At 63.1% G+C, this 15,865-nt stretch carries 11 protein-coding genes and 5 pseudogenes; 9 read left to right on the top strand and 7 right to left on the bottom strand.

Going from position 1 to position 15,865, the window contains the following annotated elements; genetic code table 11:
* The 6 genes and pseudogenes from EOB36_RS22580 to EOB36_RS22550 form a co-directional block, all read left to right on the top strand.
* Positions 1–475, top strand: a pseudogene (locus EOB36_RS22580) (mannitol dehydrogenase family protein); the annotation flags it as partial.
* A gap of 19 nt (positions 476–494) precedes the next feature.
* Positions 495–1,409, top strand: coding sequence for a sugar phosphate isomerase/epimerase (locus EOB36_RS22575; protein WP_128285719.1), 915 nt, complete (start codon positions 495–497; stop codon positions 1,407–1,409).
* 84 nt (positions 1,410–1,493) lie between these two features.
* Positions 1,494–2,528 (top strand): ABC transporter substrate-binding protein, encoded by a 1,035-nt coding sequence (locus EOB36_RS22570; protein ID WP_095485021.1) that lies wholly within the window; start codon positions 1,494–1,496, stop codon positions 2,526–2,528.
* A 270-nt stretch (positions 2,529–2,798) separates the two neighbouring features.
* On the top strand, positions 2,799–4,337 hold the full coding sequence (locus tag EOB36_RS22565) for a sugar ABC transporter ATP-binding protein (protein ID WP_128285718.1): 1,539 nt from the start codon (positions 2,799–2,801) through the stop codon (positions 4,335–4,337).
* Complete coding sequence (locus EOB36_RS22560) at positions 4,334–5,305, top strand: ABC transporter permease (protein WP_128285717.1); 972 nt, start codon at positions 4,334–4,336, stop codon at positions 5,303–5,305. The genes EOB36_RS22565 and EOB36_RS22560 overlap by 4 nt, the downstream gene beginning before the upstream one ends.
* A gap of 265 nt (positions 5,306–5,570) precedes the next feature.
* Positions 5,571–6,551 carry an ABC transporter permease gene (locus EOB36_RS22550; RefSeq protein ID WP_127288304.1) on the top strand — a complete coding sequence of 327 codons (981 nt, stop codon included), beginning with the start codon at positions 5,571–5,573 and terminating at the stop codon, positions 6,549–6,551.
* 264 nt (positions 6,552–6,815) lie between these two features.
* Here the strand turns inward: EOB36_RS22550 and EOB36_RS22545 are convergent, their stop codons facing one another.
* Both EOB36_RS22545 and EOB36_RS35320 read right to left on the bottom strand, forming a co-directional pair.
* Positions 6,816–7,550, bottom strand: a complete 735-nt coding sequence (locus EOB36_RS22545; protein WP_102764960.1) for a class I SAM-dependent methyltransferase — start codon at positions 7,548–7,550, stop codon at positions 6,816–6,818.
* A gap of 43 nt (positions 7,551–7,593) precedes the next feature.
* A pseudogene (locus EOB36_RS35320) lies at positions 7,594–7,833 on the bottom strand (hypothetical protein); the annotation flags it as partial.
* Positions 7,834–8,060: 227 nt separating this feature from the next.
* On the opposite strand from EOB36_RS35320, the pseudogene EOB36_RS22535 reads away from it, so the two are divergent.
* A pseudogene (locus EOB36_RS22535) lies at positions 8,061–8,793 on the top strand (AraC family transcriptional regulator).
* 125 nt (positions 8,794–8,918) lie between these two features.
* On the opposite strand, the gene EOB36_RS22530 reads toward EOB36_RS22535, so the two are convergent.
* Entirely contained in the window at positions 8,919–9,353 is a 435-nt protein-coding gene (locus EOB36_RS22530; RefSeq protein ID WP_126104427.1) for a peptidylprolyl isomerase, read from the bottom strand.
* A gap of 318 nt (positions 9,354–9,671) precedes the next feature.
* Positions 9,672–9,864, bottom strand: a pseudogene (locus EOB36_RS35315) (ATP-binding protein); the annotation flags it as partial.
* Between EOB36_RS35315 and EOB36_RS22520 the strand changes: the two are divergent.
* Positions 9,860–10,288, top strand: a pseudogene (locus EOB36_RS22520) (LysR substrate-binding domain-containing protein); the annotation flags it as partial. The pseudogenes EOB36_RS35315 and EOB36_RS22520 sit on opposite strands and share 5 nt — an antisense overlap.
* A gap of 94 nt (positions 10,289–10,382) precedes the next feature.
* On the opposite strand, the gene EOB36_RS22515 reads toward EOB36_RS22520, so the two are convergent.
* Positions 10,383–11,300, bottom strand: coding sequence for a LysR family transcriptional regulator (locus tag EOB36_RS22515; protein WP_128285716.1), 918 nt, complete (start codon positions 11,298–11,300; stop codon positions 10,383–10,385).
* A gap of 102 nt (positions 11,301–11,402) precedes the next feature.
* Between EOB36_RS22515 and EOB36_RS22510 the strand changes: the two genes are divergently transcribed.
* The gene (locus EOB36_RS22510; protein WP_206637195.1) at positions 11,403–12,863 is read left to right on the top strand and encodes a hypothetical protein; all 1,461 of its coding nucleotides are present in this window, start codon (positions 11,403–11,405) and stop codon (positions 12,861–12,863) included.
* A 13-nt stretch (positions 12,864–12,876) separates the two neighbouring features.
* Here the strand turns inward: EOB36_RS22510 and ampH are convergent, their stop codons facing one another.
* Complete coding sequence (gene ampH, locus EOB36_RS22505) at positions 12,877–14,289, bottom strand: D-alanyl-D-alanine-carboxypeptidase/endopeptidase AmpH (RefSeq protein ID WP_245467861.1); 1,413 nt, start codon at positions 14,287–14,289, stop codon at positions 12,877–12,879.
* A 25-nt stretch (positions 14,290–14,314) separates the two neighbouring features.
* Positions 14,315–15,814: an ATP-binding protein gene (locus tag EOB36_RS22500; RefSeq protein WP_127206150.1), complete on the bottom strand. Its 1,500-nt coding sequence runs from the start codon at positions 15,812–15,814 to the stop codon at positions 14,315–14,317.
* Between the last annotated feature and the right edge of the window lie 51 nt (positions 15,815–15,865).

The raw sequence follows: 15,865 nt of genomic DNA, 5'->3' as shown, positions 1-15,865 counted from the left end.
AGCCTATGTCGAGCAAAGCCTCGCTCGTCTGCGCAATACAGCGATCCGCCATCGCAACCACCAGATCGCCACCGACGGCTCGCAAAAGATCGTGCAGCGGCTTCTCAACCCGATCCGCGACCAGTTGCGGCGCGGCGAAAGCATCGCGCTCTTGTCGGTCCCGGTCGCAGGCTGGATGGCCTATCTGATCCGCTCCTCGGCACGGTTCGGCAGGCACCGGCCGGTGTCCGATCCTTATGCCGACAGAATCGCCGGCATTGCCGACGCGGTCGGCGCCGACACGAGGGCTTTGGCAGCCGCGATCCTCGCCATCGACACGATCTTCGATCCGGAGCTTGCCGCAAATGGCGATTTCCGCAGGGCTATCACATCAGCCCTCGACGGCCTGCTCTCAGACAACCCGATGGCAGTCGTCAGGCGAAGTTTGGAACAACCCGAGGTTGCCCGGTTGAAGCGGCCCGCACAATCGGCATAGTAAGGGGAAGGGAGGCAATATGAAGCTCGGACTGCTCACCGCACCGTTTGCGGACACCTCGCTTGGCGAGGTTTCCGACTGGGCAAGTTCTGCCGGCTTCGAGGCGCTGGAGATCGCCTGCTGGCCGAAATCCTCCGGCGGCGCCCGGCGCTATGCCGGCACCAGCCATATCGATGCCGCCTCGACATCGGCCTCGCAGGCCAAGGAAATCGTCGCCTCGTTGGCGGAGAAGAACCTGACTGTGTCGGGCCTCGGCTATTACCCCAATCCGCTGCACCCTGATGCGGCGCATCGCGCGGCGATCATCGACCATCTGAAGAAGGTGATCGTGCTGGCGAGCCATATGGGCGTGCCTGTCGTCAACACCTTCTGCGGCGGCGACGCTTCGAAAACCATCGACGCCAACTGGCAAGAGGCGCTCAAGGTCTGGCCCGCCATAACAGCCCATGCGCGAGACCATAGCGTGAAGCTCGCCTTTGAAAACTGCCCGATGATCTTCAGCTATGACGAGTGGCCGGGCGGGCACAACATCGCCTATTCGCCCTATATCTGGCGCCGCATCCTTGAAGCCTGGGGCGGCGATGTCGGCATGAACTTCGACCCGTCGCATCTGGTCTGGCAGATGATCGACCAGGCCCGTTTCATCAGAGAATTCGGTCCGTACATGCTGCATGTCCATGCCAAGGACCTGATGATCGATCCTGATGGACTTTACGAGCGCGGCATCCTCTCGGCCGGCATAGGCTGGCAGGTGCCGCGCATGCCGGGGCTCGGCGATGTCGACTGGAATGTGATCTTCTCCGGTCTCTATCGCGCAGGGTATGACGGGCCTGTTATCATCGAGCACGAGGACCGGCGGTTTGAGGGGAACGACGACAACGTCAAGCGGGGTTTTCTACTCGCCCGCGACGTGCTGCGCCCCTTCGTGAAGTGACGGCGCAAACAGCTTGGCTTTGATCCTGTCTCAGGTCGACAGGATCAGGCCCTGAAACTGAAAACATTGTGGAGGAAGACTGAAATGAAAAAACTTTTGACCATAGTCCCGCTGCTTGCCGGCGCGGCCTTCATGGCTTCGGTGGGCGTCTCGTCCGCTGAAGCCAAATACACGATCGGCATTTCCAACACCGTGCAGGGCAATGGCTGGCGCGAGGAGATGATCTGCGCGATGAAGGCCCAGGCGCTCGCCTCCGGCGAGGTGACCAAGCTGAACATCGCCCACCGCAACACCGACGCTGCCGGTCAGCTCGAGGACATCCGCAACCTGATCAGCGCCAAGGTCAACGCCATCGTCGTCAACCCGGCCGATCCAGCTGGCATCAAGTCAGCCCTGGAGGAAGCCACCAAGGCCGGCATCGTCGTCGTCGCCGTCGACCAGGCGGTCACCGAGCCGTCGGCCTACATCATCTCCAACAACCAGGAACAATACGCCTATCTCGGCGCCAAATGGCTGTTCCAGCAGATGGGCGGCAAGGGCGACGTCGTCTACATGCGCGGCGCCGCCGGCGCCTCGGCCGACAGCGACCGCGACAAGGGCTTCAAGAAGGCGCTTGCCGAATTCCCCGATGTGAAGGTCGTGCACGAGGTCTTCACCGGCTGGCAGCAGGATCAGGGCAAGCAGCAAATCCTCGACTTCATCGCCACCGGATCGCCGTTCAACGGCATCTGGACCTCGGGCATCGACAATGTGATCGTCGATGCGCTGGTCGAGTCGCAGACGCCGCTGGTGCCAGTGGTCGGCGCCGACAATGCCGGCTTCGTCGGCCAGTTGAACTCGGTCGAAGGCCTTGTCGGGGCGGCGGTGACCAATCCCGGCTCGATCGGCGGCGCCGGCGTGACGCTGGCTCTCCAGATCCTGAACGGCAAGAAGCCGGCGGAGCAGACCGTGCTGGTCGAGCCGCAGCTATGGGAGAACGCCACCGAAGAGGGCAAGGCCAAGCTGAAGGGCGCGGCCGATCCGTCGCTGAGCCCGGAATGGCCGGTCTCGATCTCCATCCCGGACTGGACCACCTACACCAAGGACCAGATCATCGCCTGCAAGGGCCCGGGCGAGTAATCGCAGGCTTGACGAGCCGCGCTTCTGCCTTCTCCCCTTGTGGGAGAAGGTGGATCGGCGCGCAGCGCCGAGACGGATGAGGGGTGCTGGAAGGAATGAGGCGTTGGTGTTCCCTGGAACACCCCTCATCCGACCTCGCTTCGCGAGGCCACCTTCTCCCACAAGGGGAGAAGGGAGGGTCGCTGTTTCGGCCGGCATCGTCAACCGTAGACGGCCAACCGATCATGGCTCCATAACATTTGGAAAGCTTGGAACGAGAGCAACGCGATTTTGACCACCAATCCCCTCCTGGACGCTACCGGCGTCGTGAAAACCTACGGCGCCGTGGTGGCGTTGCGCAATGCGTCGCTGTCGGTGCTGCCGGGTGAGGTTCACGCCCTGATGGGCGCCAACGGCGCCGGCAAATCGACGCTCGTAAAAATCCTGACCGGCGCCATCCGCGCCGATGCCGGGCATATCCTGATCCGCGGCGAGGCCCGCGACGTGCGCTCGCCTGCCGATGCGCGCCGCGCCGGCCTGCTTCCCGTCTATCAGGAACCGTCGCTCATCCCGGATCTCGACGTCGCCTCCAACCTTCGCCTGACCGGCACGCCGGTCGAGCCGTTCCGCGCCTGGGTGCGCGAACTCGGCATTCCCGACCTCGACATACGCGACACCGCGCGCGACATTCCGCTGGCCGTGCTGCGCGTCCTCGATCTGGCGCGCGCGCTGGCGGTCGAACCCGACGTTTTGCTGCTCGACGAGATGACCGCGGCACTGCCGGCAAACCTTGCCGAAAAGGTGCTCGAAGTCGTGCGCCGCCAGGGCGACAGCGGCCGTTCGGTGATCTTCATTTCCCACCGCTTTGTCGAGATATCGGCACTTTGCGACCGCGCCACCGTGCTTCGCGACGGCGAGACCGTCGGCGTCGTCGACATCGAGCCGGGCGTCGAGGAGCGCATCGTCGAGATGATGCTCGGCGCCAAGGTCGAAAAAACGCGCGTGGCGGCTCGGCAGGCGGGCCAGGCCGCCTCGCCTAGGGATAGCCGTCCGCGCCTCGGCGTGGCGAACCTTCGTGTCGGCACCAAGCTCAACGACGTGTCGTTCGACCTGGCAAACGGCGAGGTCGCGGGCGTCGTCGCGCTTGAGGGCCAAGGCCAGGACGAGCTCTTCGCAGCGCTCGCCGGATCCATCCGGCCGTCCGGCGGGACTATCGAAGTGGACGGGAAGCCGGTGAAATTCGCGCATCCGGCGGATGCGATCCGCGCCGGCATTGCCTATGTACCCGGCGACCGCACCGAGGCTTTGACCATGCAGCGCTCGGTGCGCGAAAACATCGCGCTACCCTTCAGCGCCGCCTTGCGCAACTGGGGGCCGATCAACATGCGGCAGGAAGGCTCCAGGGTCGTCAATGCGATCGAGCGTCTGCAGATCGACACGCGCGCCCAGCGCGAGGTGCAGCGCCTGTCCGGCGGCAACCAGCAGAAGGTGACGATCGCCCGCTGGATCGCCGCAGAAGCACAGACCATCCTCTGCTTCGACCCGACGCGCGGCATCGATGTCGGCACCAAGCAGGAGATCTATAAGCTGCTGCGCGAACTCGCCGACCAAGGCAAGTCGGTGCTGTTCTATACATCCGAGCTCGAGGAGGTGCAGCGTGTCTGCGATCGTGTCATTGTCATCTTTGGGGGGCGCATCGTCGATGTCTTCCCCGTCGAGCTCGCCGACGAGCCGGCGTTGATGCGCGCCGCTTACGGCTTGCCCCGCGGCGCCAAGCAGGATGTCGGCATCCTTGCCGATATCCATTCAAGCCCGGTGGCGAAACCTTGACCCGCCTCGTCCGCCGCCAGGGCTGGGTCACCGGCCTGCTTGTCCTCTTCGTGGTCCTGTTCGTGATCACCAAGCTCATCCAGCCGGGCTATGGCAGCGGCGATTTTGGCTCGCTGGTGCGCGCGGTGCTGCCTTACGCCTTTGCCGTGGCCGCCCAGACAATTGTCGTCATCGCCGGCGGCATCGATCTTTCCGTCGGCGCCATGATGGCGCTGACCAGCGTCACCGCCGCCTCGATGATGGACGGCGCCAGCGAGGAGTACGCGCTGTTCGTCGTGCCGTTCGTGCTGGCCATGGGGCTGGTGCTGGGCGCCGTCAACGGCATGCTGATCGTCGTCACCCGCGTGCCCGATATCGTGGTCACGCTGGCCACCCTCTTCGTTCTGCAGGGCGCGGCGCTGCTGGTCCTCGGTGCGCCCGGCGGCGCGGTGGCCGAATGGCTGAGGGCGACCATCATCGGCACCGTCCCGATTCCGGGGCTGCCCGGGATCTCTGCCTGGATACCGAAGGCGCTGGTCCTGCTTGTCGTCTGCCTTTGCATCATCTGGATACCGCTCAAGCGCTCGAAGCTCGGCCTCTCGATCTACGCCATCGGCAGCAGCGAGCTGGCGGCATTTCGCAGCGGCGTGCCCGTCGCGCGCACCAAGATCATCGCCTACGCCCTGTCGGGGCTTTTCGGCGCTATGGGCGGGCTGGCGCTGACCATGAGCACTGGCATCGGCGCCCCCATTCCCGGCCCTTATCTTCTTGCCAGCGTGGCTGCGGTGGTGCTCGGCGGCGTCGCACTTGGCGGCGGCAAGGGCGGACTGCTCGGCCCGATCGTCGCGGTCTTCGTGCTGCGCCTGGTGCGCACCGACCTGACGCTTCTGGCCATCGATCCCAACGTCACCGCAATCATCGAGGGCGCGATCATGGTCGCCGTCGTCATGTTCGGGGCTTTCGTCACCATGCGGAGCCGGCAATTATGAGCAATGCCGTGACGCTGGCAGATCGGCATGAGCGTAGCGATCCTTCGCGCCCCCCTCTGTCCTGCCGGACATCTCCCCCTCTTGGGGGGAGATTGGCCGTCGCTACGGTTTTCGCCAATCTCCGAAGGTGCAAGAAGGGCGCCGAGTGTGAAGCTGCCAATCTCCCCCCAAGAGGGGGAGATGTCCGGCAGGACAGAGGGGGGCGCCGTAGAGCACCATCCTCTCCCGGCACCAACATCGCGCCACCCCAATCGCGAGCAATCTCATGAGCATATCAGCGATCCAACCCGTCCCCTTCGGCCGCCGCCTCAAGCGCTTCATGGCCGACCGGCCGCTGATCCCGCTGATCATCCTGCTGGTCATGCTGGTGGTGATCCTGCAGATCCTGCGCCCCGGCATCGTCAACGAGCGCTGGCTCGCCAACACGGTCAAGTTCGCCATCCCGCTGGCAATCCTCGCCGGCTGCCAGACCATGACCATGCTGACCGGCGGCATCGACCTGTCGGTCGGCACCGTGGCGACGATGAGCGCCTTCATCATGGCGACGCAGGTCGTCAATCATGACCCGGCGGTGGCGATCCTCATCGCCTTGGTGCCGGCGGTGCTCATCGGCCTGGTCAACGGCATCGGCGTCGGCGTCTTTCGCGTGCACCCGCTGATCATGACGCTCGGCACCAGCCTGATCGGCACCGGCTGCCTGCAGGTCTACCAGCGAACCGTCATCGCTTCGGGCGCCAAGATTCCGCCCTTCCTGGCCTGGCTGGGCACTGGCCTGACCTATGGCGTGCCCAACGCGCTGCTGCTGTTCGTGCCCATCGCCGTCCTCATCGTCTTCACCTTGAACCGCACCGGCTTTGGCCGCCTGCTTTACGCGGTCGGCGACAATGAAGGGGCGGCACGCCTGTCCGGCGTCCGCTATTGGCAGGTGATCACAGCGCTCTACGTCATCTCGAGCGTGCTCGCCGGCATCACCGGGCTGCTCTATATCGGCCTGATAAAGGCGCCGTCGCTGTCGCTGGCCGAGCCGCTGGTGCTGCCTTCGGTGGCAGCCGCCGTGATCGGCGGAACCTCTATCTTCGGCGGCCGCGGCGGCTACACCGGCACCATCATCGGGGCGCTGATCCTCACCGTGCTGACGACGCTGCTGACTATTCTCCAGATGCCGGAGGGCGCGCGGCGGATATTGTTTGGATTGATCGTGCTGTTTGTGACGGCGGCGTATTTGCGGATTATTGAGGATCGGTAGGGGAACCGCTGGAGCCGGGGCTGCTTTTGACCGAAGCAGACTCTCGCAAACGGAGCCGTGCATGACAGCTTTGCGCCTAATGTCGGTCGTTTGGGCTGGCTTCAACATATCCTGAAAGCGGACACGCCAACGATAAAGCCAAGATGCAGGAGATGCTCTCGTTGCCTGCTGCGTGTGACCGGAAGCAGCGGCATGGCGTTGAAAGCGGCCGGCTTCCCATCGGCGCGTTGCGGACGAGGGTGATGACGCTTCGCTCCACGCGTCCTAACCTTCAACCTTCTGCCAGACGGAGACATGTTTATCGCTGACCTGCGTGAACAGCTCCTTTTTCCAGCCGCCCCAACGCTCTTTGAGCCTTAAACCAGCCAGTCGCGCCATAAGGTCGAATTCAGCTGGCCAGGCATAACGAAACGGTACTGAGAATCGCTCATAGCTTCCGTCACGGAGCCAGATGTGATGGGACGAGAAATTCTGGTTCACCACGTCGTACTCGTCGACGCCCCAATGCGTTTCGCCGTGGTCGAACGCCAGGATCGTCTCGCCAACCGGCAGCCGCTGAAGCGGTGGCACGCCGACCTCAATCAGGAAGTGTCCACCAGGTTCGAGATGCGCGGCTGCGTTCCGGAAGCAGGCGAGCTGAGCGTCCTGCGATGTCAGGTTGTTTATCGTATTGAAAACCAGATAGACGAGTGAGAACCGTCTCGCGACATCCGTCGTTACCATATCGCCGATCGCTACCGAGATCTCCGCGCCTCCTTCTTTAGCGCGAAGGCGAGACACCATCGGCCTCGAAAGCTCGATGCCCTCCACCTGCACCCCTTTCCGCGCGAGAGGAAGTGCGATGCGTCCGGTTCCGATCGCGAATTCCAAGGCGCGCCCGCCTCCTGCGAGCTCGGCCAGGAGATCAACGGCCGGCTCGATCACCTCTGGCGCAGAGATGCCTTTATCATCATCGTAGGTCGCAGCGATCTTCTCGTCGAAAAGCCCGTCATCATGCATTCTGTCTGCCTCTCTGGTAACGCTTGTTTCAAGACCGGCGGCGCTATCGCGTTGACCGCGGCTTCGTGGGCATCGCATTAATTCGTGAGCCGTCGCGAAAGGGATCAGCTTCCACCCATCCGCTCGGGGCATGGGATTCCCCGCAGGCAAGCGCATCCATGGCAGCGGCCGGTGATCTGTTTCGTCGCTCGCTGGCTGCGACGGTGCCAGTCCAAGCGAACTCGCGAATATCGCGACGCGCAATACCTATGTCCGCCAGATCACGATCCGATAGTCGGTGTAGTGCGTGTTCGGTCTCGCTCCGTTGCTACCAGCCCACAACGACGGAGGCTCCGAACCTCAAAGCTGGTAGCTTCGTCAGAAGGCCGCGGGCAAGGCGATCCGGGATTTCGGCTATTTGGAATTCCAGTGTCATGACTTTCGTCCAAGTTGTGCTGAGTTAATGCCAACCTAGTGAATTGCCGTCAGACGTGTTATCGGCAGTCTGACAAATTATGTCTCTGAGCCGCCATGATTGCCCGCGACAACCTGATCAACGTTCATTTGCCGGAAGACGGGTTCGGAGATTATCCGCATACCGCTGTCGCTCAGGGCGGAGCAGAGCCCGCCGGGCGGACCTACGCTTTTCATACGCACCACCGGGCGCAGCTTTTCCAGATCGTGCGGGGTCCTCCACGAGGTGACCTACCTGCAGGAGACGGAGCGCAGCTATCTCTTTTTCCGCCCCGACGCGGTGGCGAGCCTGTCACCGGAAGTCTCCGTGATCGGTACGACGCGGCTCCTGCGCGAGCTAATCCTGGCGTTTCTGGAAATACCTCGCGCGGACGCGGGCAGCCTCCGCGCCGAACGACTTGTGGCAGTCATTCTCGACCAGCTCCAGACGAGTCCGGTCGCACCGTTGTCTCTCCCGTTGCCGGCATCCGAACGCCTCCGGGACATCGCCGCAGACATGCGGAATGAGCCGGGCGCAGATTGGCCCCTCGATGAGCTTGCGTCACGTGCGGCCATGTCCCCACGTAGCTTCCAGCGTCACTTCCAATCTGAGACAGGGATGAGTTTCCGCGCCTGGCGACAGCAGGCGAAATTGCTGAAATCGGTGGAGTGGCTCGCCGGTGGCCGAAGCGTCGGCGACATCGCTTTCGCACTCGGCTACTCAGGCCCCAGCGCCTTCATCGCGGTTTTTCGGGCGGCCTTCGGTGCCTCTCCCGGAAAATACTTCCAAGACACGCCTCTGGCGCTGTGATTCACCGGATGCCCGGCGCGGCTAAGTGCGGAAAGCAGGGCGGCAGGTGGCACAAACCGCCGAAACCTCCGGCGGAAGTCCGTCACCCGAAATCATAGCCACCACGGCCTTGGCCGCATGGATACCTACGCCGCCTGAACGATCTCGACCAGTTCAACGTCGAACACCAGATCCTTTCCGGCTAGCGGATGATTGCCGTCGAGCTTGACGCTGGCGTCGTCGACGCCGACGACCGTCACCTGCATGGGGCGCCCTTCGGTGGTTCTGGCCTGCAATCGAGTACCGATATCGACATTGATGTTGTCCGGCACCCTGGCGCGGTCGACGGTCATGACCGCTTCGGGGCGGTGGGGGCCATAAGCGGCGTCGGCGGGAATGGTGACGGTGCTTTTCGCGCCGACCTCCATGCCCTCGACATGGGTCTCAAGGCCGGGGATCACTTGCCCTTCACCGAGCTTGAATTGCAGCGGTTCGCTGCCAGAAGAATCGAATTGAGTGCCGTCGGCTAGACGTCCAGTATAATTGATGCGCACGGTGTCGCCATTCTTGGCCTGTGTCATGGCAGTCATCCTTTGGGAGTTTTTGATGGACCGGCCAGAGTTCACGGTCCGTTTTCGATCATCCACGCACTAAGGTGCGCAGCGCGAAACTCTAAAACTAGGGGCTTGGCTGCCGATGTAAACCCACAAATGCCGATTGAGCCACCTGCATAAAGACAGGTCGCGGAGGCGGACTGGGATCTGTTCGCCAAGGGCGCGCATTTTCGAGCATGTCGTGGCGACAGAGATTGCGAAGACTCTGATCGACCACCCACCCTGGCGGCTTTTAGCGCTTTGCTGATGTTGAGCCACGTCAGCTTTCGCCCAAACCGCATCCCCTCACACAGCCAGACTCCCCTGCTCCGCCTCCGCGGCACCGGGCTCCCCCGGCGCCGTCGCCCAGGCCAGTTCCACCAGCGTCACCGTCCGCCGGCCAACCCCGTCAAGCTGGCAGACGATGGGGGCCCTGTTCCTCGATATAGGTCAGCAGGCGCCGGGCGCGGCGCAGCGAGTGCGAGCCATAGGCGCGGGCGTTTCTCCGCGACCGCCTGGTCGTCGTGGCGAGCCCGAATGTTCCTCGCACGACCGGTGGACGCGCCGCTCCTGCTGTTGGACGCGGCGCAGGCGATCGGCAAACATGGCACGTGAAGACACCCGGTGGCCGGTCAACAATTAGAATCGAGCCGGTCCTCGCTTTGTCAACGCTCATCATGGTCCGGGATGCGGTGCGAGCCGGCGTCGGTGCAAGACGTCTTCCCATTTCGTTGGTGAGCCACGGCTTGGCTGACGGCACACTGGTAAATTGGGGGGATATCGACGGCCCCGAGATCGCTCTCTGGACGCTCTACCCATCTCGGCGGCTGCTCAGCGCGCGGGTGTCGGCGTGCTTGGACTTTCTAAAACAAGCCTTCCCAAATGGAACGCCGGACGAACTAGCCGCCTATATTGGCAGGTGATGACCGAACTCGCTTTCGGGCGTAGAGAGTCCTCTGCAACAAAAAACGACGGAAGCTGAGAAGCGCTTTGCCAGCGTCATGGATGAGCCCCACGTCACATGCCGGCCTGCTTAGCAAAATGTTCTGGAACTATGCCTGTCGTCTCGCGCACGATGTCGAGGAATGCCTTTAGCACAGGCGAAGGCTGTTCGCGCCGATAGATGACTGACGTATCGATCGACAGGTTTCGGCCCCGAATAGATCGATAGACGACGCCGGATCGCTGCAGATTCTCGAGACAGGCAGGCAGCAGCGAGACGCCAAGCCCAACGGATACAAGTCCGATGATCGTTTGCTTGGGCGTTGCTTCCCGCACGATCCTCGGGCTGAAGCCGGATGAACGGCACAGCCCGACAATCTCGTCATAGAGGGACGGATTGATGCTGCGCGGGAACTGAATCAGTGCTTCCTGAGCCAAGTCAGCCAGCGCGATCTCGGTCTCTGAGGCTAACCAATGTGTTTCCGGCAAGGCCACGATCAGCGGTTCGACCAATATGCTTTCGGCTTGAAGGGCGTTGTGAACGACGGGAGGGTGGACAAAGCCAATGTCGAGCTGCCGTTCGGCTACCAGTTTTATTTGATTGGGAATGCGCAGATCGGTGAGGCTCAACGCGACCTCGGGATAACGTTCGGTGAACCGCTGAACGACAGTTGGCACCACGCTGTAGATGGCGGCATCGATAAATCCGACTGACAGATGGCCGGTTTCGCCGCGACCGGCTTTGCGGGCAAGCTCGACGGCTTGCCCGGTCTGATGAAGGACTGCTCTCGCCTCATCGAGAAACACCCGGCCGGCCTCGGTCAGTTCGACCTTGCGTTTGGTGCGCTCCAGCAGGCGCACGCCTATGACCTGTTCCAGGTACTGGATCTGCTTGGTGAGAGGGGGTTGGGAGATATGCAGACGCGCTGCGGCGCGCCCGAAATGCAACTCTTCGGCGACAGCCACGAAGGACTGCATCAGCTTGTGATCCATCTCTTAATTTCCAGAATCGAATTAATCGCTCTCCAATCAATATTGGACAGAAATATTGAAAATCGCAAAGCTTAGGCAGTCACAAATCTGGGAGATGTGCTCTTGAGGAATGCCGAGATTTCTCGCCGCCAGATGTTGAAGGTTCCACTTGTTGGTGCGGCGATTGCCACCGCATCTCAATCCGGTCTTGTCTGTGAGGCGCTTGCACAGCCAGTTCCTGCTGCCTCGCCGGCGCCCCCTGGCGCCTTCGCCCATCATGTCGAAGCAATCGGCTATACCGATCTCGATCATCGCCCTGCCTTCAAGATGGCGATCCGGCAGGTCGGCGAGCGCTGGTATCTTTATACCGGACACTTCTGGCACTCTGGCTGGAGCATCGTCGACGTGACCAATCCGGCGAAGCCTGAGGTCGTCAAGTTCGTGCCCTATCCGGGCACGAACACCTGGACGCTGCAGATCGATTTGTCCGGCGACACGATGGTGACGGCCCTCGAAAAACCTTTCGCGAATTTCGGCGGTGACCCCGACGCGCCTTTTGGCGAAGGGGTCCTGATCTGGGACATCGCTGATCCCATCAATCCGAAACAACTCGGACATTACCGGACCGGAGGCAACGGCACGCACCGCAACCTCTATCCCGGCGGGCGTTATGTTCATCTTGCCGCCGGCATGCCCGGTTACAAGGGTAACATCTACGTCATTCTCGATATCTCGGACCGCTCCAATCCACGCGAGGCCGGACGCTGGTGGGTGCCGGGCCAGCACGAGGCCGGCGGGGAGAGCTTCCCCTCGGCCGAAGCCGTAGCAGCATCCCAGGAGGCGTCGGACCGCTACCGGCTACGACTGCGGCCGCAATGCATGTGCGGCGCCTTCTGCGCCAGCACGGGCGAGGACGTCTCGCTGCATGGCCCGCCCTACGTCGTCGGCGATCTTGTGTATCTGCCTTACGGTGCGGCTGGGATCATCGTGCTCGACATCAGTGACGTCTCGCAGCCGAAGCAGATCAGCAGCCTGAGCTTCAGTCCGCCCTTCCATTCCCGTTTCGGTGTGCACGGCGTGCTGCCGATACCCGAACGGGGCATCGCATTCGCCAATTCGGAGAACGTCACTTATGGACGCGGCCCTATGCATCACGCGTCGATCGTCGATATTTCCGATCCTGCCGAACCGTTCTTGCTGTCGCTGTTGCCGGAGCCCGTGCCGCCCGAAGGCGCTCCCTATTCGGACTTCACCACACGCGGCGGCTGGCGCGGGCCGCACAACATCAACCACCACCAACATCATCCCGATGTCGAGAAACAGGGCGATTTATTCTACATCGCGCATTTCAACGCCGGGCTCAGAATTTACGATGTCTCGAACACACGGCTCCCGCGTGAGGTCGGCTATTTCATTCCACCGGAACCCACCCGGCGCTACGGACCAATGCCTGAGGATAAGCTGGTGCTGCAGACCGAGGATGTCGTCGTGGATCGTCGCGGCTTCATCTACATCAGCGACAAGAACCAGGGCCTCTGGATACTCCGCTATACCGGCCCAAAGCCGGAGGGGGCCGCGCCATGAAGCAGCGCGAAAATCAGCGTGGAGCGATCTCTGCGACGAGATCGTTCGTCGTCTTGACCCCAGCCATGAAGCCGGCGGCATTGAATTCGTTCATGACGAAGAAGGCGCCGACGCCGCGTGTCGGTGCAATCGCAACATAGAGAAACATCCCTTGCAGGCCGCCGCTCTTCTGGAGGATGAGCGGGCGATGCTCGTTGGGGAGCATGATGACCCATCCGAGACCCATGGCGTCCATCGGGCCGCCGTCATCCAGCCCCACCACCGACGCGAGCCCGTCCCGGTACAAAAAAGCCGCGTGGTTCGAAAGCCGCAACTCGGCGTCGGCCGCGGAAGGCTTGTTGTCCACATGCCAGTTCATCCAGCGCAGCAGATCGTCCGCGGTCGAGTACAATCCACCGGCGCACTCCATGGCTGTGCTCGTCGGCACGATGGGCAGGGGGCTGCCGCCGAAGTTATGGCCCTGCATCAGGCGCGGCTCGTCCGCCGGTCTTGGGTTGAAAACCGTGTCTTTCATGCCGAGTGGATCGAGGACACGCTCCCGCAGGACCTCGGCATAGGGCTTTCCAGAGACATTCGCGAGCGCCGCCCCGAGGAGGTCGTATCCGAAGTTCGAATAGAGAACGGCGGTGCCCGGCGCGAATAGCAGCGGATTGTCCTTGAGGGCGGCAATCTGCGCCTCTTTGGTGTTCGTCGAGAAGGGGTCGGAGGGGGGCGCCTCGGCCACTGGCACCTCCCGCGGAAGGCCGGAAGCTTGCGCGACGAGATCGATCAGGCGGAGGGCGCGGCCATCCTTCTCAGGGAGCGTGACGTCCCAGCCAAGGCGATCCTGCAGCCGGTCGGTGAGCAGTACCTTGCCGTCGATCGCCAGCGAGGAAAGCACGCTGCCGCAGAACACTTTGCTCACGGACGCGATGCGGAACATTGTGTCGCCGTCCGGCACTTTTTCACTCCCGTCGGCAATCTTGCCGAAACCGGCCAAGGCCGTCTCGCCGTTGCGCACGGCGCCGAAGATCAGGCCAGGCACCTGGGTGGAGAGATACAGGATCGTGCCGTTGAACTGCACCGCTTCTGTCAGCAGTCTGTCCTCGGCATGTCCATAAGAGGGAACGGCTGCGATTGCCGTCAAAGCGACGGCCATAAGTCGGCGCGATCGAGACAAACGCATTGCCGAAATCCTTTGATAAAGCTGCAGAATAAAATCTTCGGAAAAAGGGCCGCCGCGTAGTATCTTACCATCTCTCCAGAAGCAGGAGATGTCAACAGAATGAACCGAAGGGGTAATCGGCGGCGGCAGCGTAGTTTCGGCAGATATTTGCGCTACAGTCCTGCCGTATTTCTTGTACTTCGTCAGTTGATCGGGGCTGATCTCTAAAAGACTCGCCGCTGTACCTACCGCTCGGTCATACATCGCCTTGACGCGTGGCATTCCCCTTGCACGCTAGACCACCCCCTCAGACCGCCAAACTCCCCTGCTCCACCTCCGCGGCACCGGGATCCCCCGGTGCCGTCGCCCAGGCCAATTCCACCAGCGTCACCGTCCGCCGGCCAACCCCGTCGAGTTGGCACACGATCAGTCCCTGCTCCTCGATATAAGTCAGCAGGCGCCGGGCGCGGCGCAGCGAGTGCGAGCCGTAGGCGCGGGCGATCGCCGCGTCGCTCGGGCAGGGCCAGCCCTCCTTCGCCGCGCGGGCGATCATCATGAACACGCCTTGCATATCCTCGGGCAGCAGCGAGGCGCGCACCGAGACATCCTGCCAGGCGTCGTCGCCTGCCATGTCGGAGCCGAGGCCGGCGCGGGCGCGCGTCAGCATGCGGCGGAAGGCGGGCAGGTCCGGCACGACCGAGGCGAGGCCCTCGATGCGGCAGCGGACCACGAACTCCTGATAGAGCACGCCGATGACACGGAAGCCCGCATCGGGTTGCGCCAGCACGGCGCGCAGGACACGGTCCACGCGCTCCCGCCGCTCCGCCAAATCCTCGGCGCTGATTGGCGGCTCCACCGGTTCGGGGCGGATTTCCAGCGCCGCCGATTTCGCCGCCATCAGCTGATCGAGCAGGTCCGGCGACGACCGGCGCTGCGGCCGGACAGTTTCCGGCGGCGGAGCTGCCAGGATGATCGCGCGGGCATCCTCCAACGCCGATTCCGGCAGCGGCATCAGGCGCGGGGTGCCATTGCGCGGACTTGTATCGGTTGGGCCGATGCGCAAGCCCAGCGGACGGCGCGACAGCGCCGGGCCCAGCGCCATGAATTGCCCGCGCTCCAGGTCGCGAAAAGCCTCCGCCTGGCGCCGCTCCATGCCGAGAAGGTCGGCGGCGCGCGCCATGTCGATGTCGAGAAAAGTCCGGCCCATGAGAAAATTGGAAGCCTCGGCGGCGACGTTCTTGGCGAGCTTGGCCAGCCGCTGGGTGGCAATGATGCCGGCAAGCCCGCGTTTGCGGCCACGGCACATCAAATTGGTCATGGCGCCGAGCGAGAGTTTGCGCGCCTCGTCCGAAACCTCGCCGGCCACGGCCGGCGCGAACAGCTGCGCCTCGTCCACCACCACCAGCATCGGGTACCAGTGGTCGCGGGCGACCTCGAAAAGCCCGCCGAGAAAGGCGGCGGCGCGCCGCATCTGGTTCTCGGCGTCGAGCCCCTCGAGATTGAGCACCGTGGAGACGCGGTGGATGCGCGCCCGCTCGCCGGCGCTCTGCAGGCCGCGCTCGGTATGCTCCTCGGCATCGATCACCAGATGGCCGAAACGGTCGCCCAGCGACACGAAGTCGCCTTCCGGGTCGATGATGGTCTGCTGCACCCAGGGCGCGCTCTGCTCCAGCAGCCGGCGCAGCAGATGGGATTTGCCGGAGCCCGAATTGCCTTGCACCAGCAAGCGGGTCGCCAGCAGCTCCTCAAGATCCAGCGCCGCCGGGGCGCCTGCGGTCGTGTGGCCCATCTCGATCGCAACGGTCATGTCTCGACTCTCCTTGGGGAGAGGGCTTATCAACCGCATCGCGGCCCGTCG

The sequence above is a fragment of the Mesorhizobium sp. M6A.T.Cr.TU.017.01.1.1 genome, assembly GCF_004023115.1.
In the GTDB taxonomy this organism is placed as follows: Bacteria; Pseudomonadota; Alphaproteobacteria; order Rhizobiales; family Rhizobiaceae; genus Mesorhizobium; species Mesorhizobium mediterraneum.
This window is presented reverse-complemented; position numbering and strand designations above follow the sequence as displayed.